Raw genomic sequence first — 23,863 nt, 5'->3', positions numbered from 1 at the left:
GCCATCGGGTCGACCTCGCTCATCCGCAGCGCGGAGACGAAGACGAGGTTGCCCTTGGACTTCGACATCTTCTCGCCGTCGTAGGCGACCATGCCGGCGTGCGTGTAGGTCCGCGCGAAGCGCGCGCCGGGGTGCGCCACCTGGCCGTGGCCGGCGGACATCTCGTGGTGCGGGAAGGCCAGGTCGCTGCCGCCGCCCTGCACGTCGAACGACGTGCCGAGGTGATCGAGCGCGATCGCGGTGCACTCGATGTGCCAGCCGGGCCGCCCGGGTCCCCACGGGCTGTCCCAGGCCGGCTCACCCGGGCGCTCGGCGCGCCAGAGCAGGCAGTCGAGCGGGTCGCGCTTGCCCTCGCGGTCGGGGTCGCCCCCGCGGTCGGGGAAGATCGCGAGCATCGCCGCGCGGTCGAGACCGGACACCGCCCCGAACGTGTCGTCGGCGGTCACGGAGAAGTAGAGGTCGTCGTCGACGCGGTAGACGGCGCCAGCCTCGTCGAGGCACTGGATCAGCTCGATGACCTGCGGGATCGACTCCACCGCGCCGATGTAGTGGGCGGGCGGCAGGACGCGCAGCGCCTCCATGTCGTCGCGGAAGAGCTGCGTCTCGCGCTCGGCGAGCTCGACCCAGTCGACCTTGACCTTGGCGGCCCGCTCGAGCAGCGGGTCGTCGACGTCGGTGACGTTCTGGACGTAGGTGACGTCGTGGCCGGCGTTGCGCCAGGCGCGGTTGAGGAGGTCGAAGCCGACGTAGGTCGCGGCGTGGCCCATGTGCGTCGCGTCGTAGGGCGTGATGCCGCAGACGTACATCCGGGCCGGACCCCCGGGCCGGGTCTCGACCAGGGCGCCGCTCGCGGTGTCGTGCACCCGCACCGGCGGGGCCGTCACGGACAGTCGGGGAACGTCGGGGGACGACCAGGCACGCATGGCGGGCAGCCTATCCGTCGGTCGGGAGGGACCGACGCACGAGGGGCGGCGTCACCGGCGGCCTCAGAACGGTGGCCAGGGGATGACCGGGTACGCCGACGAGGCGGGCGCCGGGAACGCACCGCGCGCCAGCAGCCGTGAGATCCGGCGCGCCGTGGTGGCCACCTCGTCCTGGGACACGAGCCCGGCGAGCCGCCGGCCGAGGTCGCCCGCGAGGGCGGAGTCGAGCCGGCGCAGGCCGGCCGCCTCGTCGTCCGTCAGGGGCTCGCCGACGAAACCCCACAGGACGGTGCGCAGCTTGTGCTCCACGTGGAAGGTCAGGCCGTGGTCGACGCCGAAGCGGTGGCCGTCGGGCATCGGCAGGACGTGGCCGCCCTTGCGGTCGGCGTTGTTGACCACGACGTCGAACAGCGCCATCCGGCGCAGCGCCTCGGAGTCCTCGTGGACCAGCGAGACCGGCTGGTCGTGCGCGTCGAGCCCGTCGAAGACGTGTCGGAAGCCGTCGGGGAGCTCCCCCTCGGCGACGATGTCGACAGGTGACTGGTCCTCGACCTCGTCGCGCCACAGCTGGACCATGCCCGGGCCGTGGGGGCCGTCGCCGAGGACCGTCGGCGGCACGATGTTCCAGCCGAGCGCCTCGGAGACGGCGTACGCCGCCACCTCGCGGCCGGCGAGGGTGCCGTCGGGGAAGTCCCACAGCGGTCGTTCGCCCGCGACGGGCTTGTAGACGACGCGGACGCCGTCGAGCTCGCCGACGAAGGTCGCGTTGGAGGCGGGCAGCACCCGGCCGTGGAGCGTGAGCTCGCCCGTCGGGAAGCCTTCCGGGCGGCCCCCGGACAGGTCTGCGTCAGGGCTCACGACGACGGAAGCCGTTGGCCCGGACGCACAGGTGTCCCGCGGGGTCGACCGGCTCCCCGCAGAAGGGGCAGTCGGGGCGGCCCGCGCCGATCACGGACCGCGAGCGCTCGACGAACGACCGCGCGGCGGCCGCCGAGAGCCGGACGAGGAAGATCTCCTCCGGCTCGGGCTCGAGCAGGTCGTCGAGGTCCTCCTGCAGCTGCTCCGGAGAGACGACGGCGGCCTCGGTGAAGGGGAAGACCTCGATCACCACGCGCTCGTCGGTGCCGTCCCACGACAGCGTCATCGTGCCGGCGCGGAACTCCTCCTCGATCGGCTGCTCCAGGGGCTGCTTGTCGACCAGGTCGCGGGGTGCGATCGCCGGGATCAGCACCTCGTCGCCGGCCGCATCCATCAGCTCGTCGAGGAGCTCGTCGATGCGCTCGGCGAGGGCCGAGACCTGCTGCTTCTCGAGCGAGACGCTGACCAGGCGCGCACCCTCGCGGGCCTGGAGGAAGAAGGTGCGCTGGCCGGGCTCGCCAACGGTGCCGGCAACGAAGCGCTCGGGCGGGTCGAAACGGTGCACGACAGGCATGCCACTCACCCTAGGACGTCGCTGTCTGCGGTCCGGCCGCGGTGCCCGGCCCCGCTCCCCCGCCGACATCCGCGTCGCCGCTGCGACGTCGGCGCGCCTTCTTGGGCGGGATCAGCCAGGTCAGGTCCCCGGCGTGCGTGTTGGTGCCGAGGACGAACGGCCGCGACTCGCTGTAGCGCACGATCGACACCGAGGCCGGGTCGACGTGGATGCGCTGGAAGAGGTCCAGGTGCGTGCCGAGGGCGTCGGCGAGGATCGACTTGATGACGTCGCCGTGGCTGACCACGAGCCACACCGCGTCCTCGCCGTGCTCCGCCGCGACGCGGGCGTCGTGGCGCCGGACGGCGGCCACCGCCCGGTCCTGCATGGCCCGCATCGACTCACCACCGGGAAAGGTCGCCGCCGAGGGCTGGGCCTGCACGGTCTTCCAGAGCTTCTCCTTGGCCAGCTCCCGCAGGGGCCGGCCCTGCCACTCGCCGTAGTCGCACTCGGACAGCTGCTTGTCCGTGGTGGCACGCAGGGTCTGCGCCTGGGGCCGGGTGATCTCGCGGCACGTCTCGCGGCACCGCTCGAGCGGGCTCGTGACCGCGGCGGCGAGGCGTACGCCGGCCAGCCGCTCACCGACGGCCGCCGCCTGGCTCACGCCGGTGTCGTCGAGGTGCACGCCGGGCAGGCGCCCGGCCAGGACGCCGGTCGCGTTGGCGGTGGAACGGCCGTGTCGGACGAGGATCACAGTGGGCACCTGTCGACCCTAGTGGGACTAGCCTGACCCAGTGATCGTGGACAACGCCCTCTACCACCAGGGCAAGCGGGTCCCGCTGGGTGCGGGCGACGACCAGAGCCTCGGGCACGCGCGGGTGCCGTGCGACCCGGGTGACTTCCAGTGGATCGGCATCCACGACCCGAGCCCCGACGAGCTCCAGCTGATCGCCGACACCTTCGACCTGCACCCTCTGGCTGTGGAGGACGCGGGCGACTCCCACCAGCGGCCCAAGCTCGAGCACTACGGCCAGACGCTCTTCCTCGTCCTCAAGACGCTCTGGTACGTCGATGCGGAGGACGCCGTCGAGACGGGCGAGATCAACGTGTTCGTCGGCAAGGACTTCGTGGTCACCGTGCGCCACGGCGAGGGCATCGACCTCGCCGAGTCGCGCCGCGACCTCGAGGCCCGGGCCAAGGTGCTGGAGGCCGGACCGATGGGGGTCGTCTACGCCATCTGCGACCGGGTCGTCGACGAGTACGAGCGGGTTGGCGCCGCGCTCGAGGAGGACGTCGACGAGGTGGAGCAGTCCGTCTTCTCCACCGCGCGCACCGACGACTCGACCCGCATCTACGTCCTCAAGCGGGAGATCGCCGAGGTGCGCCGGGCGGTGCTGCCGCTGCGCGAGCCGATGCGCAAGTTATCCACGGTCTCGGAGAGCGGTGCCATCCCACGCGCCCTCATCCCCATCACCTCCGAGGCCGCCACCTACTTCCGCGACGTGGCCGACCACCTCCAGCGGGTCTCCGAGGTCATCGACAGCCTCGACATCCTCCTGTCGACCGCCTACGACGGTCACCTGGCCCGGATCTCGGTCCAGCAGAACGAGGACATGCGCAAGATCTCCGCGGGCGCCGCGCTGGTCGTCGTACCCACCCTGATCGCCGGCGTGTACGGCATGAACTTCACGCACATGCCCGAGCTGTCCTGGACCTACGGCTATCCCTTCGCCCTGGTCCTCATGGCGGGCGTGGCGGCCGGGCTCTTCGCGCTGTTCAAGAAGTCCGGCTGGTTGTGACGCCACCCTCGACCGCGCCCTCGGCGTGGCGGGTGGTGTGGTGGTTCGGCTTCGTCAGCCTGAGCGCCGACATGGTCTACGAGGGGGCTCGCTCGGTCTACGGACCGCTGCTCGCGGCCCTCGGCGCGTCGGCCGTGGTCGTCGGCCTCGTCACTGGTGCGGGCGAGGCCGTCGCGCTGGTGCTTCGGCTGGCCTTCGGCCCCCTGGCGGACCGCACCGGCCGCTACTGGTCGCTGACGATCCTCGGCTACGGCCTCACCGCCGTGTGCGTGCCGCTGCTCGCCCTCGCACCACGCCTCGGAGCCGCGGGGCTGGGCTTCGCGGCGACCATGATCCTGCTCGAACGCCTCGGCAAGGCCGTGCGCTCGCCGTCGAAGTCGGCGCTGCTCGCATACGTCGCCGCGGCCGTCGGGCGCGGGCGCGGCTTCGGCGTCCACAAGGCGCTCGACCAGGTAGGTGCGTTCGCGGGCCCGCTCCTGGTGGCGGGGGTGGTCGCCTTGGGTTCGCTGTGGTGGGGCATGGCGGTGCTCGCCGTGCCCGGCGCGATCGCGATGCTGCTGCTGTTCACGCTCCGTCGCAGGGTCCCCGACCCGGGGGTGTACGACGCCCAGGCTGCCGCCGTGCCCGCGGCCGGCGCCGCGGAGCGACGCGGGTGGTGGGCGGAGGCGGTCGGCGCCGGGTTGTCAGGCGACTTCTTCCGCTACGCCGTCGCCGCGTCGCTGACCACGGGCGCACTGGTGACCTTCGGCATCATCGGCTACCACCTGACCGTCGAGGGACTCGTGCCCGTCGCGGCGGTCCCGGTCGTCTACGCCGGGGCGATGGCGGTCGAGGCGGTGGCGGCCCTGCTGGTCGGCTCGATCTACGACAGCACCGGCCCCAGGGTGCTGCTCGTCGTGCCCGTCCTGGTGGCGCTGGTTCCCGCACTCGCGCTGGGGTCGGCCCTCGCCGCCGTCGTCGTCGGCGTCGTGGCGTGGGGCTCCGCGCAAGGCGTGCAGGACTCCACGGTCAAGGCCGTGATCGCGGACCTAGTGGAGGCGCCGCGCCGGGCGACGGCGTACGGCGTCTTCGCGGGCATCCAGGGTCTGCTAGCCATCGTCGGCGGCGTGGGTGCCGGCTGGCTCTACGAGCGGTCGCTGCCGGCGCTGGTCGCGGTGGTGGCGGTCTCCCAGGGCGTTGCGCTGGTGCTCCTGGTGGACACGTTCAGGCGCTCAGCACTCCGGCACCGAGCAGGATGAGCGTGCCCGCGCCGAGCAGGATCCGGTAGACGACGAACGGCGTGTACGACCGGGTGCTGACGTAGCGCAGCAGCCACGCGATGGCGGCGTAGCCGACGACGAAGGAGACGACCGTCGCGGTGAGGGTCGGTCCCCAGCCGAAGTCGTTGTGGCCGTGGGGGATCTCCTTGAGCTCGAAGAGCCCCGCCCCGACCACCGCCGGGATCGCGAGCAGGAACGCGAAGCGGGTGGCGGCCTCACGGTCGAGGCCGAGGAACCGGCCCATCGAGATGGTCGCACCCGAGCGCGAGACGCCGGGGATGATGGCGAGGGCCTGGGCCAGGCCCATGAGCACGGCGTCCTTGAGGGCGAGCTTGCCCAGTGGGCGGTCCGTGCGACCGATGCGGTCCGCGATGCCGAGCACCACGCCGAGCACGATCAGCGTGGTGCCGATGATCCAGAGGTTGCGGAAGTCCTTCTCGATCACGTCCTTGAGGAGCACGCCCAGCACCACGATCGGCAGCGAGCCGACGATGATGTACCACCCCATGCGGGCGTCGAGGGTGCCGCGGTACTCCGGCTGGACGAGCGAGCGGACCCAGGCGCTCCCGATGCGCCAGATGTCCTTGCGGAAGTAGATCAGCACGGCGAGCTCGGTGCCGATCTGGATCACCGCCGTGAAGGCCGCGCCCGGATCGCCCCAGCCGAAGAGCTCGGGGAAGATCCGCAGGTGCGCGCTGCTGGAGATCGGGAGGAACTCGGTCAGCCCCTGGATGACACCGAGCACCACGGCCTTGAAGAGATCCATCACAGGGCAGGAGCCTACGGGCGCGTCAGGTCCCGTCCGCGCAGGACCCGTCGCTACTCTCACCTCCATGCAGCAGCGTTCCCTCGGCGCCACCGGTCTTAAGGTCTCCCGGCTGGGTCTGGGCACCATGACCTGGGGCCGCGACACCGACGAGCACGAGGCGCGCGACCAGCTCATCGCGTTCGCCGAGGCGGGCGGGACGCTGGTCGACACGGCCGCCGGCTACGGCGACGGTGCCAGCGAGGAGCTGATCGGCACCCTCATCGGCGACGTCGTCGGTCGCGACGAGGTCGTGCTGGCCACGAAGGCCGGCATCTCCCGTCGTTCGGGCGAGCGGGTCACCAACACCTCGCGCGGCCACCTGCTCACCACGCTCGACGCCTCGCTCCGGCGCCTCGGGGTCGACCACGTGGACCTGTGGCAGGTCCACGTGTGGACCGACGAGGCGCCCGTCGAGGAGACGCTGTCGGCGCTCGACCTCGCGGTGACCTCCGGTCGCGCGTCCTACGTCGGCATCTCCAACTACACCGGCTGGCAGACCGCGCAGGCCGCCACCTGGCAGCGCGCGGTCCCCGGTCGCACTCCCCTGGCCTCCACCCAGGTCGAGTACTCCCTGCTCAACCGCCAGGTCGAGCACGAGGTCCTCCCGGCGGCCGAGGCACTCGGCCTCGGTGTCCTGCCGTGGTCCCCGCTCGGACGCGGCGTGCTGACCGGCAAGTACCGCACCGGTACGCCGTCCGACTCGCGCGGCGCCACCGAGCACTTCGCCCGTTTCGTCGGGGCCTACCTCGACGAACGTGGCCGGGGCATCGTCGAGGCGGTCGCGCGTGCCGCCGACGGGCTCGGCTGGTCTCCCCTGGAGGTGTCCCTGGTCTGGGTGCGCGACCGGCCCGGGGTCACCTCGCCGATCGTCGGGGCCCGCACCGCCGCCCAGCTCGACGGCGCACTCGGCATCGAGGAGCTGACCCTGCCTGCCGAGATCGTCGACGCCCTCGACGACGTGTCCGCCGACTGACCGCACCGAGACCGGGAGGAGACCCCATGCCCAGGATCCAGCGCCGCCCACCCGCCCGCGGGGTGGAGTGGGAGTTCGACACGCTCGTGCTGCCCAGCGACTTCTCCCGCAACGTCGTGACCCGGTTGCTCGTCGAGCGCGCCGAGCACGGCGGCTGGGAGCTCGACCGGCTCCGCATCGGCCACGACGGCAAGCGCCGGGTGGTGCTGCGCCGCAAGATCATCCGCCAGCGGCTGACCCTCTTCGCCGGCTGACCCGGGCGCCTCACCAGCCGGAGGTGCCCGGCGATCCCTTGAACGGTCCGGTGACGCGTGAGGTGATCCAGCCGCCGTAGAAGTGGCCGGGCTGCGGCTGGACGACCTCGCCGTCGACCGTGCAGCGGTCCACGCGACCGGGATAGAGCGCGACGTGGTCGACCAGCGCCTCGAAGCCCTTCGACGGCGTGGGGTAGGTCCAGGCGATGGCGGGCAGCACCTCGTCGCCGACCACGAGGTCGAAGTAGTCGGCTCTGCCCTTCCACTCGCACCACGAGGCGCCCTGCTGCCCGGGGCGGAGGACTCCGTCGGCGAAGGCGCTCCGCGGCAGGTAGTAGGTCGGCGGGTGGCTCGTCTCCAGCACCCGCAGGCTCGCGGTCGTGTCGGCCAGCACGACGCCGGCGTGGGTCACCACGACGTGCTCGCTGCTCGGCTCCACCCGGGGTGGCCGCGGGTAGTCCCACACGGACTCGGTCATGCCTCGAATCTACGGACGGGGTCCTACCGGTCCTGCAGCCATGCCGCGCCGCGCCGCGCTGACGCCTGCGCGAGCCACGCCTCCTCGACGATCTCGATCAGCTCGTCGCGGTCGATCTCGCCGACGCGAGAGGCCCGGAGGAGGACCGAGGGATGCCCATCGAAGTGCGCGGTGGTGAAGAAGGGCAGCCGGTCGTCCTGGAGCAGCGCCTGCTTGTCGCCCTCGGACGCCACCCAGATGACGATGACGTCGTCGTAGCGCTCTCCCGTCTCGGGGTCGACGGCATCGGGTCGGGGGGTCCGGAAGAAGACGAACGACTTGCTCCCTACCTGGTAGACGGGGTTGCTCTCAGGCCGGAAGACGGTCACGTGGGGCATCGCTCGCGCGGTGGCGTGGATGTCCTCGACCGTCGCCGGCCGAGTCATGACGCTCCACCCGGGCGCCTCAGTCCACCGGGCGTGGTCGCGTCGACCTCTCCCGGGATGCCGAGCAGGGTGAGGAGCCGATCCCACAGCCGCTCGTGGCGCTGCATCAGTCGACGGCCGCCTCGGCACGGGCCCGGAGCTCGCGCACCATGGCGTCCGGGTCGTCCGCGGAGTAGACCGCGGAGCCGGCGACGAACACGTCGGCTCCGGCCTCGACGCAGCGCTCGATGGTCTCCAGCGACACCCCGCCGTCGATCTGGAGCCAGGTCTCGACGCCGTGCTTGCGCATCAGCTCGCGCGCGGTGCGGATCTTGGGCAGGCACAGGTCGAGGAACTTCTGACCGCCGAAGCCCGGCTCGACCGTCATGATCAGCAGCATGTCGAGCTCGGACAGCAGCGCCTCGTAGGGCTCGACCGGGGTGGCCGGCTTGAGCGCCATCGACGCGCGCGCCCCCTGGGCACGGATCTCGCGGGCGAGCCGGACGGGCGCCTTGGCCGCCTCCGCGTGGAAGGTGACCGACCCGCAGCCGGCCTCGGCGTAGGCCGGGGCCCAGCGGTCGGCGTCCTCGATCATCAGGTGGACGTCGATCGGCTGGGTGGCGTGCCGGCTGAGGGCCTCGATGACCGGCAGACCCAGCGTCAGGTTGGGGACGAAGTGGTTGTCCATCACGTCGACGTGCACCCAGTCGGCGCTGGGGATCCGGGCGACCTCGTCGGCCAGGCGCGACAGGTCGGCGTTGAGGATGCTGGGAGTGATCTGGATGCCCACGCCCTGATCCTAGGGACTCGGTGCGTCATCCTTCCGCGCGGCTCGGCTGTGGACGGGTACGACGACGTGCAGCGCGTTGCGGTCCACCTCGAACGTCGCCGGCGTGGTGGCCGCGACCTCACCGTCGAGGTTGACCTCCAGGGGCTCGTCGGTGAGCAGCCGGAGGCGGCGCGCCGTCGCGTGGTGGACCCGCTCGTGCTCGACGAGGTGGCCGGTGCGCAGCAGGCGCGCGATCGAGACGTGGTCGCGCAAGCGGCCCTGCTCGACGGCGTACACGTCGAGGAGGTGGTCGTCGATGGACGCGTCCGGGGACACAGTGAGGCCGCCGCCGTAGTGCCGTCCGTTGCCGACCGCCACCTGCATGAGGTCCGGCAGCTCCAGGACGGTGCCGTCGTCGAGCTCGAGTCGCGCCGAGAAGGGGCGGTGCCCGCGGTAGGCCCCGAGAGTGGCCACCGGGTAGGCGAACCTCCCGAGCCGACGCTTGAGCCCCGGGGTCAACCGCCGCGCCACGGCCACCGAGAGACCGAGTGACGCGACGTTGAGGTAGGCCCGCCCGTCGACCCTGCCGAGGTCGACGTCGACCACCTTGCCGGTGAGGAGGGTGTCCACGGCGGCCGCCAGGTCGGTGGGGATCTCCAGCGTGCGGGCGAAGTCGTTGGCGGTGCCCAGCGGCAGCACGCCGAGGACCGTCCCGGTGTGGGCGACCAGCCCGGCGGCACATCCGATCGTGCCGTCCCCGCCGCCGACCACCAGGAGGTCCGGCCCCTCGTCCATCGCCGCACCCAGCGCGTCGAGCAGCTCCAGCCCGCCGTGGGCCGGGTGGACCACGACCTCCTCGGAGGTCTTCTGCAGCGCGGGCTTCACGAGCGGCAGGGCGCGGGCTCCGGTGCGCGACGCGGTGTTGACGACGACGGCGACGCGGCCGAGAGGGGGCTGGGTGTGCAGGCCTTCGGACATGCCGCCCACGCTAGGAGGCCCACGTGAGAGGACGGTGAGGACTGCCTGTGCGCGGGCTGTGGCTCAGTCCTGCTCCGGCTCCGGAGGCGTTGCAGCGCCCTCCGCCTCGTCACGGTCCGCCCACTCCAGCAGCGGCGCGATGTCGAAGGGGTGGCCGTCGATGTCGGCGTGCAGGTCGCCGATCTCGGCGAAGCGCTCCGGCATGGTGAAGATCGTGAAGTCGTCGGGCTCGCAGTCGTCGACCTCGTCCCACCGGATCGGAGCGGACACGCGGGCCTCGGCCACCCCGCGCACGGAGTAGGCGGCCGCGATCGTGTGGTCACGGGCGTTCTGGTTGTAGTCGACGAAGAGCTGGGCCGGGTCGCGGTCCTTGCGCCACCAGGCGGTGGTCACCTCTCCCCCGCCCCGGCGCTCGACCTCGCGCGCGAACGCCAGCGCGCCACGGCGTACGTCCTGGAAGCCGTGGTCGGGCGGGATCCGGACGTAGACGTGCAGGCCCGAGCCGCCGCTGGTCTTGGGGAACCCCACCGCGCCGAGCTCGTCGAGCACCCCGTGGGCGACGTGCGCGACGCGCTGCACGGTGGCCCAGTCGCAGTCCGGCCCCGGATCGAGGTCGATGCGCCACTCGTCGGGCTTCTCGGTGTCGGCGCGGCGGCTGTTCCACGGGTGGAACTCGACGGTGGACATCTGGACCGCCCAGATGACGCTCGCCAGCTCGGTCACGCAGAGCTCGTCGGCGGTGCGCTTCCATCGCGGGAAGAACAGCTGGACGGTCTCGACCCACTCCGGCGCCCCCGCGGGCAGGCGCTTCTGGTGCACCTTGTCGCCCGCCAGGCCCTTGGGGAAGCGGTGCAGCATGCAGGGCCGCTCGAAGAGCGCGTTGACGATGCCGTCACCCACGGCGAGGTAGTAGTCGACGAGGTCCATCTTCGTCGCGCCCGGCCTGCCGTCGCGGGGAGGGAAGTAGATCCGGTCGGGGTTGGTGACCTTGACGACGCGGTCGTCGACCTCGACCTCGGTGAACGGCGACGGCATGCCCCGAGCCTAGTCGGGAGCGGGCGCTACTTCTTCGCAGCAGCCGGCGTGCTCTCGGCCGGGGTGGGTGCGGGCGCCGGCTGGTCGACCGTAACGGTCACCGCGTCGGACCAGCCCTCGTCGGCGTACTGGCTCTCCGGGCGGTGCCAGCGGAACTCGGTGGTGTCGGGGACGGGTACGTCGACCTGGGCGACGCCGCTCCGGTCGGGCAGGACGGCGGGCCCGACCGGGCTCCACACGCCTCCCGGCGCCCGGGACTCGAGGACGAGGGGGTCGCCGGTGACGCGGCCCCCGCCGTCGGTGACCCGGCCGCTGACGGACACCTTCTCCCCCGGCGCTGCCTGCTGCCGATCGACGCTGACCGTCGTGGAGAGCGCGATGCCCTCGAAGTCGAAGGTCGAGCCGCAGCCGCGGACCGCGTCGAGGTTGAAGGGCCGGCCGTCGCACCCGAAGCCGGTCACCACGAAGCCGGCGCCGTCGCCGTGCTCTGCGGCGAACGCCGCCGGGGTGGCGGAGCCGGCCGGGGACACCGGGGCCAGCGTCGACAGGTCGACCAGCGACCAGTCGTAGGTCAGGGCCGCGCTGGACACCTCGGTCCACGAGCCGGGCGGAGCGGTGAGGGCGGCGCGCCCGGCCCACGCGGTGCCGGGAGGGCTGGACGGCGTGATGCTCATGATGTGGGAGACGCCCTGGCTGCCCGTGGTCGAGGCCACCGAGAGCGAGGAGTCGACACCGGCCAGCGAGCCGAAGCGGACGAACGGTCCCGAGGCGGTGCCGGCGCCCGTGGGCATGAGGCCGAGGGAGCGGCGGCCGAGCGGGGCGGCGTAGGGCCCGAGGTTGAGACGGGACGCGGGAGCGGAGGACGTGCCGAACAGGTCGGTGCACCCGACGAACGTCAAGAACACGTCGGGGTCGCCCGTGCTGGGGCCGGTCAGCGTGCGTGCTCCGTCCGCCTGCGCCGGGCCGACGCCCAGCGCGACCAGCAGGGCCGTCGCGACAACGACCGTCAGAGTGGACCGCACACGCATTCCCTACCTGCTCCCCGTGACGCGACGCACCCCTCCGGCGTGCCGCGCAGGACTCCATCATGCTCGGCCGGTCCCGCGTTGTGAACAGCCGACACCCTTCTGTCACCTGTTTGTCAGCGTGCTCCCACCTGCCGGGGTGGGTGGCAGAGTGTCGCCATGTCGTTGAGGGGTGCCGACTTCCCGCGCCACCCGGTGCGCCGCGTCGACGTACGTCCCGGGCACGCGCTCGCGGCGGACCACTACCCGGCCTCCATCCCGGCCGTGGCGCAGGTCCTGGCCGAGGGGCTCGACCTCGGCCCTGGGGTGACCTTCCTGGTCGGCGAGAACGGCTCGGGCAAGTCGACCCTCGTCGAGACGGTCGCCACGTCGTTCGGGATGTCACCCGAGGGCGGCAGCACCCACAGCATGCACTCGACGCGGCCCACGGAGTCGGTACTCGGCGACGCGCTCCAGCTGGTGCGCGGTGCCGGGTCGAGCAAGTGGGGCTTCTTCCTGCGCGCCGAGACGATGCACGGCTGGTACTCCTACCTCGAGGACAACCCGAAGCCGCCCTCCGGTCCGCAGGACGTCTCCTTCCACGCGCTCAGCCACGGCGAGTCGTTCCTCGCCGTGCTCGAGTCGAGGTTCACCGGCAAGGGCTTCTTCTGCCTCGACGAGCCGGAGGCCGCGCTCTCCTTCTCCTCCACACTCGGCCTGATCGCGACCCTGCAGCGGGTCGTCGCCCGGGGCGGACAGGTCCTGTGCGCGACCCACTCCCCCGTGCTGGCGGCGATGCCGGGCGCCCGGATCCTCGAGACCGGGACGTGGGGCCTGCGGGAGACGGCGTGGCAGGACCTCGAGATCGTGGACCACTGGCGCCGCTACCTGGGCGAGCCGTGGTCCTACCTCCGCCACCTCCAGGACGACTGAGCCCGCGGTCCTCAGGCGAGCCCGCGCCGGCGCAGGGTGACCGCGAACATCGCGTCGGTGCCCTCGCGGTGCGGCCACAGCTGGAACCGGTCGAGCTCGTCGGTGTCGTCGCGCCGGCCCAGCACGGCGCGCACCACGTCGGCGGTCTCGGCGACGACCGGTGAGCAGGTCGCGTAGACCACCACCCCGCCCGGCCGGACCGACTCGAGCGCCACGTCGAGCAGGACCTGCTGCAGTCCCACCAGCACCTCAACGTCGGACGGCCGGCGACGCCAGCGCGACTCCGGCCTCCGGCGCAGCGCACCCAGGCCGGAGCACGGGGCGTCCACCAGGACGCGGTCGAAGGTGCCCGGGACCCACGGCGGGCGGGTGCCGTCGCCGGCCAGGACGTGGACGGCGCCCGGCGGCACCGCCCGCACGGCGGAGGCGACCAGGTCCGCACGGTGCGGCTGCCGCTCGTTGGCCACGAGGTGGGCACCCCGCTGGGCCGCCAGAGAGGCCAGCAGGGCCGCCTTGCCGCCGGGCCCCGCACACAGGTCGAGCCAGCGCTCGTCGCGCCCGTCGAGGGGCGCGTCCGTCATGGCCAGGGCGACCAGCTGCGAGCCCTCGTCCTGGACCCCGGCCCGCCCCTCGGCGACGGCCGGCACCCCGGACGGGTCGCCGCCGGCCAGCACGACGCCGTACGGCGACAGGCTGGTGCGGGTGCCTCCTGCGGCCACCAGCTCCTCGACGTCGGCCAGGCCCGGTCGGGCCGCCAGGGTGACGCGCGGAGCGGCGTTGTCGGCGACCAGGAGGGCCTCGAGCTCGGCGTCGTCGCCCAGCGCCTCGGCCAGGGCGTCGACGACCCAGCGCGGGTGGGAGTGCGCCACGGCGAGGTGGCCGTGCGGGTCGGTCGCGCGGTCGGGGGCGACCGCGTCGATCCAGTCGGGGAGGGGACGTCGGCTGACCTTGCGCAGGACCGCGTTGACGAGCCCGGCCGGTCCCTGACCGACGCTGGCGCGGACCAGGTCCACGCTGGTGGAGATCGCGGCGTGGTCGGGCACGCGCATCGACAGCAGCTGGTGGACGCCCAGGCGCAGCACGTCGCGCACCTCGGGCTGGAGCTTCGGCTTGGTCAGGCAGGCGTCGATCACCGGGTCGTAGAGACCCTGCATGCGGATCGCACCCGACGCGAGCTCGGTGGCGAGCGCGGCGTCGCGGCCGTCGAGCCGGTGCTTGCGGAGCACCTGCGGCAGCACGAGGTTGGCGTACGCCTCGTCGACGCGCACCGCGGTGAGCACGTCCAGCGCCGCTCGCCGCGGCCGGTCGACGGGCCGGCGGCGCTCAGTCACCGAAGTGCTCCCGGACCAGCTTCTTGGGGGCCTTGGCGGCCCACGCCTCGGTGATCACCTCGGCCAGCTCGTCGCGGCCGATCTCGCCCAGCCGGGACTGCTGGACCAGGACGGCGCTGTAGCCGCGGAAGTGGTCGATGGTGAAGAACGGCGTGGCCTCGTCCTCGACGAGGGCGAGCTTCTCGACCTCGGTGGGCGTGGTGATCACCACCAGGTCGTCGAACGGCTCCCCGGTCTCCGGGTCGATCGCGGTCGGGCCGGGTGCCCGGAAGAGCAGGAAGCCCTTGCCCTTCGGCCCTCGCGGCACCTTCCACGTCGGCCGGTCGCCCCAGGACGTGCCGAGCTCGGTCTCCGGCAGCGCGCCGCAGATCTCGTCGATGTCCTCCGGCCGTGCGGGCCGGTCCGCGTCGGTGCTCACCTGGTCGACCCTAGTCACCGAGCCGGACGCCCGACTCCAGGCGCACGCCCCGGGCCCAGTCCGCGGCCGCCATCTGCTTCTTGCCGAAGGCCTTGACCTCGCCCAGGCGGACCGGCGCGGTCGAGGTGCCCACGAGCACGGCGTTCTTGGTGACCTCGATGACGCCCGGCTCGAGCGGCGGACGGTCGGTGGGCACCACTGGCCCGATCTTGATCCGCTCCCCCTCGAAGGTGCTCCACGCGCCGGGCGCGGGAGTGCAGGCCCGCACCTGGCGGTCGATCCCGACGGCCGGGTGGGTCCAGTCGATGCGGGCGTCGTCGACCAGGATCTTCGGGGCGTAGGACACGCCGTCCTCCGGCTGCTCGCGCGCCTCGAGGGAGCCGTCCTCGATGCCGTCGAGGGTCTGCACCAGCAGGCCGGACCCTCCCTCGGCCAGCCGCTCGAGCAGGTCGCCCGCAGTGTCGCCGGGGCGGATCCGCTCGGTCATGATGCCGAAGACCGGGCCCGCGTCGAGCGCCTTGACGATGCGGAACGTGGTCGCGCCGGTGACCTCGTCGCCCGCCCACAGCGAGTGCTGGACCGGTGCGGCACCGCGCCAGGACGGCAGCACGGAGAAGTGCAGGTTGATCCAGCCGTGGGGCACGAGGTCCAGCGCCGACTGGGGCAGCAGCGCACCGTAGGCCACCACGGGACAGGCATCGGGACGCAGCTCGGCCAGCGCCTTCTGGAAGTCGGGGTCGCGGGGGTGCTCGGGCTTGAGGACGGGTACGCCGAGCTCCTCCGCCCGCTGCGCGACCGGGCTGGCGACCAGCTTGCGGCCCCGACCGCTGGGGGCGTCGGGACGCGTGACGACGCCGACGAGCTCGTGCCGGCTGCGGGCGATCGCGTCGAGGGCGGGGACCGCCACCTCGGGGGTGCCGGCGAAGACGACGCGCATCAGAAGAAGCTTCCGTTCGTTGCGTGGGGGCTGATCCTGACCGTGGGCTTCTCGAGCCCGAACCAGTCGGACTCGCGGATCTCCTTCATCGCCGCCTTGCGGGCGGCCGTGTCGAGCTTGTCGATGAAGAGGATCCCGTCGAGGTGGTCGGTCTCGTGCTGCATGGCGCGGGCGAGGAGCTCGGAGGCCTCGATCCGCTGCGGTTCGCCGTGCATGTCGAAGCCGGTCGCGACCACCGAGAGCGCCCGGAGGCAGTCGTAGGTCAGCTCGGGGAGCGACAGGCAGCCCTCGGCGCCGTCCTGGGTCTCGTCGGAGAGCTCGAGGGACGGGTTCACCAGGTGCCCCGTCTCTCCGTGGACGTACCAGGTGAAGACGCGCAGGCCGACGCCGATCTGCGGGGCCGCCAGCCCGGCACCGGGTGCGGCCAGCATCGTGTCGGTGAGATCGGTGACGAGCTGCTGGATCTCCTTGTCGAAGCTGTCGACCTCGATCGCACGCTGGCGGAGCACGGGGTCGCCGAAGAGGCGGATGGGCTGGATGGCCACGGAACTCCTTGCGACGTGGGATGGCCCCGGGGGCTGGGGGGCGGGCCAAGTCTAGGGACGCCCCGCCCTGCCGACCCATCGGCGTCGGGTCGCGGAGCACCACGGCTAGATGGCGAGTGGGTCCACCTGGATCCGGACCGCGTCGAGCTTGCGGGCCGACCGGATCCGTTGCAGGTCGCCCAGCGCCGCCGACAGCGCGGGCCCCCGTGACCAGGGCACCCGCAGCAGCACCCGGAACTCGTCGTCGACCGCCACCGGGCCCAGCACCTCGGCGCCCTCCGGCAGGTCGACGAGCGTGAGTACGTCGTCGAGGGCACCGAGGTCACCGGTCACCGTGGCCAGCCGGGCGGCCGGCGGCAGGTGCGCCTGCGCGCGCTCGTCGGCCTCGCGGCGCGCGAAGCCGGTCGGGTCCCACCGGACCAGCGCCTGGAGGGCGGGGTGGGCCGGGTCGCCCACGGCCACGACGTGCCCGCCCGGCCGGACGAGCACCGCGGCGTTGAGCCAGCGGCGCAGCGCCTCCTCGGCGGCGCGCAGGTCGTCGCGCGCCAGGCTCAGCCAGGTGTCGAGGATGACGACGGCCGTGTAGCCCTCCTCCGCCACGGGCTCGGCGCCGACGGTCGCCACGACCAGGTCGGCGTGCGCACCGACCCGCTCGACCACGCGCTCGCCGCTGGAGCTGCGCACGGTGGTGCCGGGGAACATCCGGCCGAGCTCCTCGGCGGTCCGCGCCTCCCCCCGCACCGGCGCCCGGAGGCCCCGCCCGCCACAGGTGCTGCAGGCCCAGGCCGCCTCGACGTGGCCGCACCAGCGGCACTGGGGCGGCACGGTGGGGCCGGACACGACCAGTGGTCCCGTGCAGACGGCGCAGCGTGCCGGGGCACGGCAGGTCTCGCAGGCCAGGGACGCCGCGTAGCCGGCCCGCGGTGTCTGCACGAGGACCGGTCCGGCCTCCAGGCCGCGCCGGATGGCGTCGTAGGCCGCCCGTGGGATGCGGGTGCCGACCTGGCGGTCCTCGGCGGGCACCGCCTCGACGCGCACGCGGCGCCGCAGCACCTCGCGGGGCACCGCGAGCTCGTGGGCCCAGCCGGAGGCGACTAGCTGCTCCACCTCGGGGGTCCGCGCCACGCCACCGAGCAGCGCTGCCGTGGACTGCTCCTCGGCCCGGGTCAGCAGCACCTCGCGGGTGTGGGGGTAGGGGGCCCGGGGCTCGGCGTGCAGGTCGTCGCCGTCGTCCCAGAGCACCACCAGCCCGAGGTCGTGGACGGGCGCGAACGCGGCCGAGCGCGTGCCGACCACGATCCGGCGTGCCCCTCGAGCGACGGCCAGGAAGTCGCGGTAGCGCGCCGCGGGACCGCCGTCTGCGGTAAGGCACACGTGGTGGCCCTCGCCCAGCATGTCGAGCAGGGCCGCATCGACGCGGGTGACGTCGCGCCGGTCGGGCACGCAGACGAGCGCGCCCCGCCCGGCGGCGTACGTTGTCGCCACCGCCTCGGCGACCATCGCGGGCCAGTCGTCGGCGGGTGCCGCGGCCCAGACCGCGCGCGGGGAGTCACCGGCCGCGAGTCGGCGGAGGAACGCGTCGCCGTGCTCGACCTCGGCCCAGGCCCCGGTGGCCGGCGGCACGGGCGTGGGCGCCGGGGCGGACTCCTGCTTCTCGGTGGTGGCGTGGCGCGGCGGGACCGCCAGGCGGAGCACGTCGGAGCGCGCCCCCGCGTAGCGCCTCGCCAGGGTCTCGCTGAGCCGGGCGATCTCCGGTGCCAGGACCGGCTCCGGGCTCACCACCCGCCGCAGCGGCTGGAGGGTCCCGGTGTGGTCGGTCGTGCTCGCGCGCTCGACGACGTAGCCGTCCACGTCCTGGCCGGCGAAGCGCACCTTGACCCGAGCACCCGGGACGGCCGTCGCGGCCATCGCCGCGGGGACGGCATAGTCGAAGGGGCGGTCCAGGTGGGCCAGCGCGATGTCGACCAGGACCCGCGCCACGGGGTCGGTCCCGGCCGGCTCCCACGAGGCCGCCTTGCGGCGGCGGGTGGCGGCAGCCTTCGCCTTCGCGTCGTCGACGGCAGCACGAAGCCCCGGGAGCATGTCCGCTTCCGGGGCTTCGTGGTCGGTCATGGGCGCGATTGTGTCAGCGGGCTCGGACAGCACGGCCTGCCGGTGGAGCAGGCGTGCCGACTTCTGCGCGACCAGTGCCTCAGATGCCGGCGGCGGCCTTCAGCTTCTCGGCGCGGTCGGTGGTCTCCCAGGTGAAGTCGGGGAGCTCGCGACCGAAGTGGCCGTAGGCCGAGGTCTGGGCGTAGATCGGGCGCAGCAGGTCGAGGTCGCGGATGATCGCGGCCGGGCGGAGGTCGAAGACCTCGAGGACCGCCTCCTGGATCTTCTCGTCCGGGACGACGCCGGTGCCGAAGGTCTCGATGAAGACACCGACCGGGGCGGCCTTGCCGATGGCGTAGGCGACCTGGGCCTCGCAGCGACGGGCCAGGCCCGCGGCGACGACGTTCTTGGCCACCAAGCGCATGGCGTAGGCGGCCGAGCGGTCCACCTTCGACGGGTCCTTGCCGGAGAACGCGCCGCCGCCGTGGCGAGCCATGCCGCCGTAGGTGTCGACGATGATCTTGCGACCTGTCAGGCCGGCGTCACCCATCGGGCCGCCGATGACGAAGGTGCCGGTCGGGTTCACCAGCATGCGGTAGCCGTCGGACGGCAGGTCGAAGTCGGCCAGGACCGGGTCGATCACGTGCTGCTTGATGTCGGCCTCGAGCTGGGCGTGCTCGACGTCGGGGCCGTGCTGGGTGGACAGCACGACGGTGTCGATGCGCACCGGGCGGTCGTCCGCGTCGTACTCGATGGTGACCTGGGTCTTGCCGTCGGGACGGAGGTAGTCGAGGACGCCGTCCTTGCGGACCTGCGTGAGGCGCTGGGCCAGCCGCTGGGCGATGGTGATCGGGAGCGGCATCAGCTCGGGGGTGTCGTCACAGGCGTAGCCGAACATCAGGCCCTGGTCGCCGGCACCGCGGAGGTCGAGCTCGTCCTCGGACGAGCCGACGCGTGACTCGTGGCCGGCGTCGACGCCTGCGGCGATGTCGGTCGACTGGGCGCCGATGGCGACCTGGACGCCGCACGTGGTGCCGTCGAAGCCCTTGTCGGAGGAGTCGTAGCCGATCTCCAGGATCGCCTTGCGCACGATGTCGGCGACGGGGGCGTAGGCCGTGGTGCGGACCTCGCCCGCGACGACGACCAGGCCGGTGGTCAGGAGGGTCTCCACCGCGACACGCAGGTTGGCGCGGTCGGGGTCCTCGGCCATGAGGTGGTCGAGCACCGAGTCGCTGATGCGGTCGGCGATCTTGTCCGGGTGACCCTCGGTCACGGACTCGGAGGTGAAGAGGCGTCCAGCCACGATGTACTCAATTCTTGTGTGGAACGGGTGAGTTGAACGTACCTGCTGCCCAGCGTCCGGGTCGCACGTCTCACTCGGCGAATCGCCGGGAGACCTCGTCCCAGATCACGTGGGCGAGCGCGATCTTGGTGCCGCGAGGCACGTCGACCACTGCGCCGTCGGCTCCGAGGATGACCGCCTCGTTGTCGGTGCTCCCGAACACGGCTCCCCCGGTGACGTCGTTGACGACGAGCAGGTCGCAGCCCTTGCGGGCGAGCTTGCTGCGCCCGAGCTCGAGCACCGAGCCGGTGGCGTCGCCCGTCTCCGCCGCGAAGCCGACGACGACGGTGCCCGCACGGGCGCGGTCGTGGGAGATCTCGGCGAGGATGTCGGGGTTCTGCTCCAGCTCGATGGCCGGCGCCGACCCGTCGTCGGCCTTCTTGATCTTGGCGTCGCTGACCGACGTCGGACGGAAGTCCGCTGGGGCGGCGGCCATGACGACGGCGTCGGCGGTCGCAGTGGCGGTGACGACGGCCTCCCGCAGCTGTTCGGTCGTCTCGACCCGTACGACGCTCACGCCGGCGGGGTCGGGCAAGGCGACGTTGGCGCTGAGCAGCGTGACGTGCGCACCGCGCGAGGCGGCGGCCCGGGCGAGGGCGTAGCCCTGGAGCCCCGAGGACCGGTTGCCGAGGAACCGCACCGGGTCGAGGTACTCGCGGGTGCCGCCGGCGGACACCACGACCTTGCGACCGGTCAGGTCCTGCGGCGGCGCGCCCCGGTCGAGGACGCCCAGCACCAGCTCGAAGATCTCGACCGGGTCGGGCAGGCGTCCCTTGCCGGTGTCGGCGCCGGTGAGCCGGCCCTCGGCGGGCTCGATGACGACGGCGCCGCGCTGGCGCAGCGTGGCGACGTTGGCCTGCGTCGCGGGGTGCTCCCACATCTCGGTGTGCATCGCGGGGGCGAACACCACCGGGCAGCGAGCGGTGAGCAGCGTGTTGGTCAGCAGGTCGTCGGCCAGCCCGTGCGCGGCCTTGGCCAGCAGGTCGGCGGTCGCCGGGGCGACCACGACCACGTCGGCGTGCTGGCCGATCTGGACGTGCGGCACGGCGTGCACGTCGGTCCACACGTCGGTGGACACCGGCTTGCCGGAGAGCGCCGCCCACGTGGGTGCGCCGACGAACTCCAGCGCAGCGGCCGTGGGCACGACGGTGACGTCGTGCCCCGACTCGCTGAACCGGCGGAGCAGCTCGCAGGCCTTGTAGGCCGCGATGCCGCCCGAGACCCCCAGGACGACCCTTCGACACGGTTGCTGCGCAACCTGCTCAGGGCGGCGCCCGTCACTCATCGAAGGCTCGCGTCACTCCGTCGCGTCGCCGGCGGCAGCGGCCTCGGCGGCGGCGGCCTCGGCGGCGGGGTCGATGTCCTCGCAGGTCAGGAGGTCGTCGTTGATCTCGCGGAGCGCGATCGAGAGCGGCTTCTCCTGCACGTGCGTGTCGACGAGGGGGCCGACGTACTCGAGGAGGCCCTCACCGAGCTGGGAGTAGTAGGCGTTGATCTGGCGGGCGCGCTGGGCGCTGTAGAGCACCAGCTTGTACTTGCTGTCGGTCTTGGTGAGCAGGTCGTCGATCGAGGGGTTGGTGACGCCCTCGGCGGCGATGGTGGGAGAAGCCACGGTGATGGTGCCTCGCTAGTCAGATCGGTTGGAAACGGGTCCAACCATCAAGGCTACCAACTGCTCGGCTGCAGCGTGAACTTCGTGGTTGACGATGGTCACGTCGAACTCGCTCTCCGCCGCCAGCTCGGCCCGCGCGGTCTCGAGCCGACGCTCACGCTCGGCCTCGGACTCGGTGCCGCGACCGACGAGACGGCGTACGAGCTCGTCCCAGGACGGTGGCTTGAGGAAGACGAACAGCGCCTCGGGCATCGTCTCGCGCACCTGGCGCGCGCCCTGGAGGTCGATCTCCAGCATCGCGGCCTTCCCGGAGGCGAGGGCGAGGTCGACGGGGCCGCGCGGGGTGCCGTAGCGGGCCGCCTTGTGGACGACCGCCCACTCGAGGAGGTCGCCCTTCTCGACCATCGAGTCGAACTCCTCGTCGGAGACGAACCAGTAGTGGACGCCGTTCTCCTCCCCGGGCCGCGGTGCGCGCGTGGTCGCGGAGACGGAGATCCAGACCTCGGGGTGCGTGCGGCGCACGTCGGCGGCGACGGTGCCCTTGCCGACGGCGGTCGGGCCGGCGAGGACGATCAGCCGCGAGCGGTGGGTGGCGTTGCCGGTCTCGTGCTCTGCCTCGATCACGACGCGTCGGGGCCGAACTCGCGCTCGAGCGCGGCGACCTGCTTGACGCCCAGGCCGCGCACCCGGCGGCTCTCGGCGATGCCGAGGCGCTGCATCACCTGGCGCGCGCGCACCCGCCCGAGGCCCGGCACCGACTGGAGCAGCTCGACGACGCGCATCTTGCCGATCACCTCGTTGGTGCGGCCCTCGACCAGCACGTCGAGGATCGAGCCGCCGGAGTTCTTCAGGCGGTTCTTCACCTCGGCCCGCTCTCGTCGGGAGGCCGCAGCCTTGTCGAGGGCTGCCTGGCGCTGCTCGGGCGTCAGAGGGGGCAAGGCCACGAAAGCTGTCCTTAAGGGTGGGTCGGCTGGTGGTTCGGCTCAATCTAGTCAGATCGCCGCGGGGCAGGCAATCGAGCCCCGTCGATCCGGACGGCGACGTGATCTGGCCGACAGACCGGGCCGGCCACGGGCGGGGCCTAGCGGGACAGAGGTGTCCCGCAGACGTCCAGGGCGTGCTGCTCCACCGCCGCCATCGCCGTCACCGTCTGCTCGGAGCCGACCGCGCGGGCCGCTGCCTCGATGGCCCGGCGCCCCTCGTCGTCGAGGTCCGCGGGCGGGTCGTCCGCGGCGTACGACGACGGGTCGACACCGTGGTCGGTCAGGACCTGCTCGAGCTCGCGCAGCGGGTCGACGACCTCCGCCCAGTCGTCGGCGATGTCGCGGGGCGCCTTGTCCTGCAGGTCCTCGTAGGCGTCGAGCGCGCCGAAGATCGCCCCGGCGTCCTCCGAGGCGGCGATGTCGCTGAGCGCCGTCTGGTGCTCCTGGACCGCGTCGCAGTAGCGCTCCTGGGGGTCGCCGGAGCACCCGGTCAGGGCGAGGCAGGCCACCAGGGAGGCGAGGGCGAGCTGCCTCACCCGCCCAGCCCCTGCACGGCGTCGTTGCCGCGCCGGGCCGCGTCGCGCAGCGCCGTCACGTCGGGCCCGGCGGACAGGACCTCGCGCGAGGAGCTGGGCAGCGCCCACCGCGCGGCGGTCCCGAAGATCCGGTCGAGATCGGCGGCGGTGCCGCCCTGGGCGCCGTAGCCGGGCACGAGGAAGGGCCCGTTGATGTCGAGGTCCTCGTCGGTGCTGCCGATGGTGGCGCCGACGACCGCGCCGAAGGAGCCCACCGGGTCGGCCCCGGCGTTGAGGGTGCGCAGGTGGTCGAGCATGGCACCGGCCACGGTGCCCGCGCCGGTGCTGGCGTGCTGGACCTCCGGACCCTCCTTGTTGGAGGTCAGCGCGAGCACGAACAGGCCCCCGCCGTGCCGGTGGCAGGCCTCCACCATCGGGTCCAGCGAGCCGAAGCCGAGGTAGGGGCTGGCGGTGATCGCGTCGGACGCCAGTGGCGACGCCGGGTCGAGGTAGGCGTCGGCGTAGGCCTGGCTCGTGGTGCCGATGTCGCCGCGCTTGACGTCGAGCAGCACCAGGGCGCCGGCCTCGCGCGACTCGGCGATGACGCGTTCGAGGACGGCGATCCCTCGGCTGCCGAACCGCTCGTAGAACGCGCTCTGCGGCTTCACCACGCCGACCACGGGGGCCACGGCCTCCACGACGGTCAGGGCGAAGCGCTCCAGCGACGCGACGTCGTCGCGGAGCCCCCACTCCTGCAGGAGGGCGGCGTGCGGGTCGATGCCCACGCAGAAGCGGCCGCGCTCCTCGATGGCCTGGGCCAGCCGGGTGCCGAACGGGGTCATCAGTCCTCCTGGGGGGACGGGTGGGTGGCGAGGTCGGCCCGCAGCCGGGCGACCGTGGTCGGGTCGTGGAGCAGGGCGGTGCCGACCTGGACGGACGTGGCACCGGCGGCGAGGTAGGCCCGGGCCGAGGCGACGTCGCGCACGCCCCCGCAGCCGACCAGCGGCAGGCCGGGCAGCGCCTGGTGGACGGCGGCGACGCACCGCAGCGCGATCGGCGCG

29 protein-coding genes are annotated in these 23,863 nt (G+C 73.0%); 5 read left to right on the top strand and 24 right to left on the bottom strand.

The window, feature by feature from the left end; all coding sequences use genetic code 11:
- The 4 genes from mshC to JWN97_RS09385 all read right to left on the bottom strand — a co-directional run.
- Positions 1-923, bottom strand: a 923-nt coding sequence (mshC, locus tag JWN97_RS09400) for a cysteine--1-D-myo-inosityl 2-amino-2-deoxy-alpha-D-glucopyranoside ligase (RefSeq protein ID WP_297621654.1), incomplete at its 3' end; no start/stop codon positions are given.
- A 63-nt stretch (positions 924-986) separates the two neighbouring features.
- A complete protein-coding gene (locus JWN97_RS09395) occupies positions 987-1,781 on the bottom strand; it encodes an SCO1664 family protein (RefSeq protein ID WP_297621652.1) in 795 nt (264 codons plus the stop codon).
- Positions 1,771-2,355 carry a DUF3090 domain-containing protein gene (locus JWN97_RS09390; RefSeq protein ID WP_297621650.1) on the bottom strand — a complete coding sequence of 195 codons (585 nt, stop codon included), beginning with the start codon at positions 2,353-2,355 and terminating at the stop codon, positions 1,771-1,773. Before JWN97_RS09390 ends, JWN97_RS09395 begins: the two co-directional genes overlap by 11 nt.
- Before the next feature lie 10 nt (positions 2,356-2,365).
- Entirely contained in the window at positions 2,366-3,097 is a 732-nt protein-coding gene (locus JWN97_RS09385; RefSeq protein WP_297621648.1) for a histidine phosphatase family protein, read from the bottom strand.
- A gap of 31 nt (positions 3,098-3,128) precedes the next feature.
- On the opposite strand from JWN97_RS09385, the gene corA reads away from it, so the two are divergent.
- Together corA and JWN97_RS09375 are read left to right on the top strand one after the other, a co-directional pair.
- A complete protein-coding gene (gene corA / locus JWN97_RS09380) occupies positions 3,129-4,133 on the top strand; it encodes a magnesium/cobalt transporter CorA (protein ID WP_297621646.1) in 1,005 nt (334 codons plus the stop codon).
- On the top strand, positions 4,130-5,371 hold the full coding sequence (locus JWN97_RS09375; RefSeq protein WP_297621644.1) for an MFS transporter: 1,242 nt from the start codon (positions 4,130-4,132) through the stop codon (positions 5,369-5,371). Before corA ends, JWN97_RS09375 begins: the two co-directional genes overlap by 4 nt.
- On the opposite strand, the gene JWN97_RS09370 is transcribed toward JWN97_RS09375, so the two are convergent.
- The gene (locus JWN97_RS09370; protein ID WP_297621642.1) at positions 5,337-6,158 is read right to left on the bottom strand and encodes an undecaprenyl-diphosphate phosphatase; all 822 of its coding nucleotides are present in this window, start codon (positions 6,156-6,158) and stop codon (positions 5,337-5,339) included. The genes JWN97_RS09375 and JWN97_RS09370 overlap by 35 nt on opposite strands.
- A 67-nt stretch (positions 6,159-6,225) precedes the next feature.
- Here JWN97_RS09370 and JWN97_RS09365 point away from each other — a divergent pair, with 67 nt between their 5' ends.
- A complete protein-coding gene (locus JWN97_RS09365; RefSeq protein WP_297621640.1) occupies positions 6,226-7,173 on the top strand; it encodes an aldo/keto reductase in 948 nt (315 codons plus the stop codon).
- 26 nt (positions 7,174-7,199) lie between these two features.
- The gene (locus JWN97_RS09360; RefSeq protein WP_297621638.1) at positions 7,200-7,427 is read left to right on the top strand and encodes a DUF5703 family protein; all 228 of its coding nucleotides are present in this window, start codon (positions 7,200-7,202) and stop codon (positions 7,425-7,427) included.
- Between the two features lie 10 nt (positions 7,428-7,437).
- Here JWN97_RS09360 and JWN97_RS09355 read toward each other — a convergent pair whose 3' ends face one another.
- The 6 genes from JWN97_RS09355 to JWN97_RS09330 form a co-directional block, all read right to left on the bottom strand.
- Positions 7,438-7,905 carry a DUF427 domain-containing protein gene (locus JWN97_RS09355; RefSeq protein ID WP_297621636.1) on the bottom strand — a complete coding sequence of 156 codons (468 nt, stop codon included), beginning with the start codon at positions 7,903-7,905 and terminating at the stop codon, positions 7,438-7,440.
- 23 nt (positions 7,906-7,928) lie between these two features.
- Positions 7,929-8,330, bottom strand: a complete 402-nt coding sequence (locus JWN97_RS09350; RefSeq protein WP_297621634.1) for a hypothetical protein — start codon at positions 8,328-8,330, stop codon at positions 7,929-7,931.
- Positions 8,331-8,436: 106 nt separating this feature from the next.
- Positions 8,437-9,099, bottom strand: coding sequence for a ribulose-phosphate 3-epimerase (gene rpe / locus JWN97_RS09345; protein WP_297621632.1), 663 nt, complete (start codon positions 9,097-9,099; stop codon positions 8,437-8,439).
- 9 nt (positions 9,100-9,108) lie between these two features.
- Positions 9,109-10,056, bottom strand: a complete 948-nt coding sequence (locus JWN97_RS09340) for a lipid kinase (protein ID WP_297621630.1) — start codon at positions 10,054-10,056, stop codon at positions 9,109-9,111.
- 63 nt (positions 10,057-10,119) lie between these two features.
- A complete protein-coding gene (locus tag JWN97_RS09335; RefSeq protein WP_297621628.1) occupies positions 10,120-11,091 on the bottom strand; it encodes a DNA primase small subunit domain-containing protein in 972 nt (323 codons plus the stop codon).
- A 26-nt stretch (positions 11,092-11,117) separates the two neighbouring features.
- Positions 11,118-12,113 (bottom strand): hypothetical protein, encoded by a 996-nt coding sequence (locus tag JWN97_RS09330; RefSeq protein ID WP_297621627.1) that lies wholly within the window; start codon positions 12,111-12,113, stop codon positions 11,118-11,120.
- A gap of 162 nt (positions 12,114-12,275) precedes the next feature.
- Between JWN97_RS09330 and JWN97_RS09325 the strand changes: the two genes are divergently transcribed.
- The gene (locus JWN97_RS09325) at positions 12,276-13,028 is read left to right on the top strand and encodes an AAA family ATPase (protein WP_297621625.1); all 753 of its coding nucleotides are present in this window, start codon (positions 12,276-12,278) and stop codon (positions 13,026-13,028) included.
- An 11-nt stretch (positions 13,029-13,039) separates the two neighbouring features.
- Here the strand turns inward: JWN97_RS09325 and JWN97_RS09320 are convergent, their stop codons facing one another.
- The 13 genes from JWN97_RS09320 to JWN97_RS09260 all read right to left on the bottom strand — a co-directional run.
- Positions 13,040-14,359, bottom strand: a complete 1,320-nt coding sequence (locus tag JWN97_RS09320) for a transcription antitermination factor NusB (RefSeq protein ID WP_297621623.1) — start codon at positions 14,357-14,359, stop codon at positions 13,040-13,042.
- Positions 14,352-14,777 (bottom strand): MmcQ/YjbR family DNA-binding protein, encoded by a 426-nt coding sequence (locus JWN97_RS09315; protein WP_297621621.1) that lies wholly within the window; start codon positions 14,775-14,777, stop codon positions 14,352-14,354. Before JWN97_RS09315 ends, JWN97_RS09320 begins: the two co-directional genes overlap by 8 nt.
- A 10-nt stretch (positions 14,778-14,787) precedes the next feature.
- Positions 14,788-15,714, bottom strand: a complete 927-nt coding sequence (gene fmt, locus JWN97_RS09310; RefSeq protein WP_297621619.1) for a methionyl-tRNA formyltransferase — start codon at positions 15,712-15,714, stop codon at positions 14,788-14,790.
- Positions 15,714-16,259, bottom strand: a complete 546-nt coding sequence (def, locus tag JWN97_RS09305) for a peptide deformylase (protein WP_297621617.1) — start codon at positions 16,257-16,259, stop codon at positions 15,714-15,716. Before def ends, fmt begins: the two co-directional genes overlap by 1 nt.
- Before the next feature lie 105 nt (positions 16,260-16,364).
- On the bottom strand, positions 16,365-18,371 hold the full coding sequence (locus JWN97_RS09300; protein WP_297621615.1) for a primosomal protein N': 2,007 nt from the start codon (positions 18,369-18,371) through the stop codon (positions 16,365-16,367).
- A gap of 79 nt (positions 18,372-18,450) precedes the next feature.
- Positions 18,451-19,653, bottom strand: a complete 1,203-nt coding sequence (metK, locus tag JWN97_RS09295; protein WP_297621613.1) for a methionine adenosyltransferase — start codon at positions 19,651-19,653, stop codon at positions 18,451-18,453.
- 70 nt (positions 19,654-19,723) lie between these two features.
- Positions 19,724-20,977: a bifunctional phosphopantothenoylcysteine decarboxylase/phosphopantothenate--cysteine ligase CoaBC gene (coaBC, locus tag JWN97_RS09290; protein WP_297621611.1), complete on the bottom strand. Its 1,254-nt coding sequence runs from the start codon at positions 20,975-20,977 to the stop codon at positions 19,724-19,726.
- 12 nt (positions 20,978-20,989) lie between these two features.
- Complete coding sequence (gene rpoZ / locus JWN97_RS09285; protein WP_207085295.1) at positions 20,990-21,304, bottom strand: DNA-directed RNA polymerase subunit omega; 315 nt, start codon at positions 21,302-21,304, stop codon at positions 20,990-20,992.
- A gap of 15 nt (positions 21,305-21,319) precedes the next feature.
- Positions 21,320-21,928, bottom strand: coding sequence for a guanylate kinase (gene gmk / locus JWN97_RS09280; protein WP_297621605.1), 609 nt, complete (start codon positions 21,926-21,928; stop codon positions 21,320-21,322).
- Entirely contained in the window at positions 21,925-22,248 is a 324-nt protein-coding gene (gene mihF, locus JWN97_RS09275; RefSeq protein ID WP_129475400.1) for an integration host factor, actinobacterial type, read from the bottom strand. Before mihF ends, gmk begins: the two co-directional genes overlap by 4 nt.
- A gap of 137 nt (positions 22,249-22,385) precedes the next feature.
- Complete coding sequence (locus tag JWN97_RS09270; RefSeq protein ID WP_297621603.1) at positions 22,386-22,823, bottom strand: hypothetical protein; 438 nt, start codon at positions 22,821-22,823, stop codon at positions 22,386-22,388.
- Positions 22,820-23,644 carry an orotidine-5'-phosphate decarboxylase gene (gene pyrF / locus JWN97_RS09265; protein WP_297621601.1) on the bottom strand — a complete coding sequence of 275 codons (825 nt, stop codon included), beginning with the start codon at positions 23,642-23,644 and terminating at the stop codon, positions 22,820-22,822. The genes JWN97_RS09270 and pyrF overlap by 4 nt, the downstream gene beginning before the upstream one ends.
- On the bottom strand, positions 23,644-23,863 hold a 220-nt coding region (locus JWN97_RS09260; protein ID WP_297621599.1), incomplete at its 5' end, for a HisA/HisF-related TIM barrel protein. The genes pyrF and JWN97_RS09260, both read right to left, overlap by 1 nt.

This window comes from Nocardioides sp., assembly GCF_025965415.1.
GTDB lineage: Bacteria > Actinomycetota > Actinomycetes > Propionibacteriales > Nocardioidaceae > Nocardioides.
The sequence above is the reverse complement of the archived record's forward strand: the minus strand, read 5'-3'. Positions and strand labels throughout refer to the sequence as shown.

Coding starts and splice junctions, on each gene's coding strand:
- JWN97_RS09390 (WP_297621650.1), bottom strand. CDS start 2,355: ATGCCTGTCGTGCACCGTTTCGACCCGCCCGAGCGCTTCGTTGCCGGC.
- JWN97_RS09370 (WP_297621642.1), bottom strand. CDS start 6,158: ATGGATCTCTTCAAGGCCGTGGTGCTCGGTGTCATCCAGGGGCTGACC.
- JWN97_RS09365 (WP_297621640.1), top strand. CDS start 6,226: ATGCAGCAGCGTTCCCTCGGCGCCACCGGTCTTAAGGTCTCCCGGCTG.
- JWN97_RS09360 (WP_297621638.1), top strand. CDS start 7,200: ATGCCCAGGATCCAGCGCCGCCCACCCGCCCGCGGGGTGGAGTGGGAG.
- JWN97_RS09355 (WP_297621636.1), bottom strand. CDS start 7,905: ATGACCGAGTCCGTGTGGGACTACCCGCGGCCACCCCGGGTGGAGCCG.
- JWN97_RS09350 (WP_297621634.1), bottom strand. CDS start 8,330: ATGACTCGGCCGGCGACGGTCGAGGACATCCACGCCACCGCGCGAGCG.
- JWN97_RS09340 (WP_297621630.1), bottom strand. CDS start 10,056: ATGTCCGAAGGCCTGCACACCCAGCCCCCTCTCGGCCGCGTCGCCGTC.
- JWN97_RS09335 (WP_297621628.1), bottom strand. CDS start 11,091: ATGCCGTCGCCGTTCACCGAGGTCGAGGTCGACGACCGCGTCGTCAAG.
- JWN97_RS09325 (WP_297621625.1), top strand. CDS start 12,276: ATGTCGTTGAGGGGTGCCGACTTCCCGCGCCACCCGGTGCGCCGCGTC.
- fmt (WP_297621619.1), bottom strand. CDS start 15,714: ATGCGCGTCGTCTTCGCCGGCACCCCCGAGGTGGCGGTCCCCGCCCTC.
- JWN97_RS09300 (WP_297621615.1), bottom strand. CDS start 18,371: ATGACCGACCACGAAGCCCCGGAAGCGGACATGCTCCCGGGGCTTCGT.
- coaBC (WP_297621611.1), bottom strand. CDS start 20,977: ATGAGTGACGGGCGCCGCCCTGAGCAGGTTGCGCAGCAACCGTGTCGA.
- pyrF (WP_297621601.1), bottom strand. CDS start 23,644: ATGACCCCGTTCGGCACCCGGCTGGCCCAGGCCATCGAGGAGCGCGGC.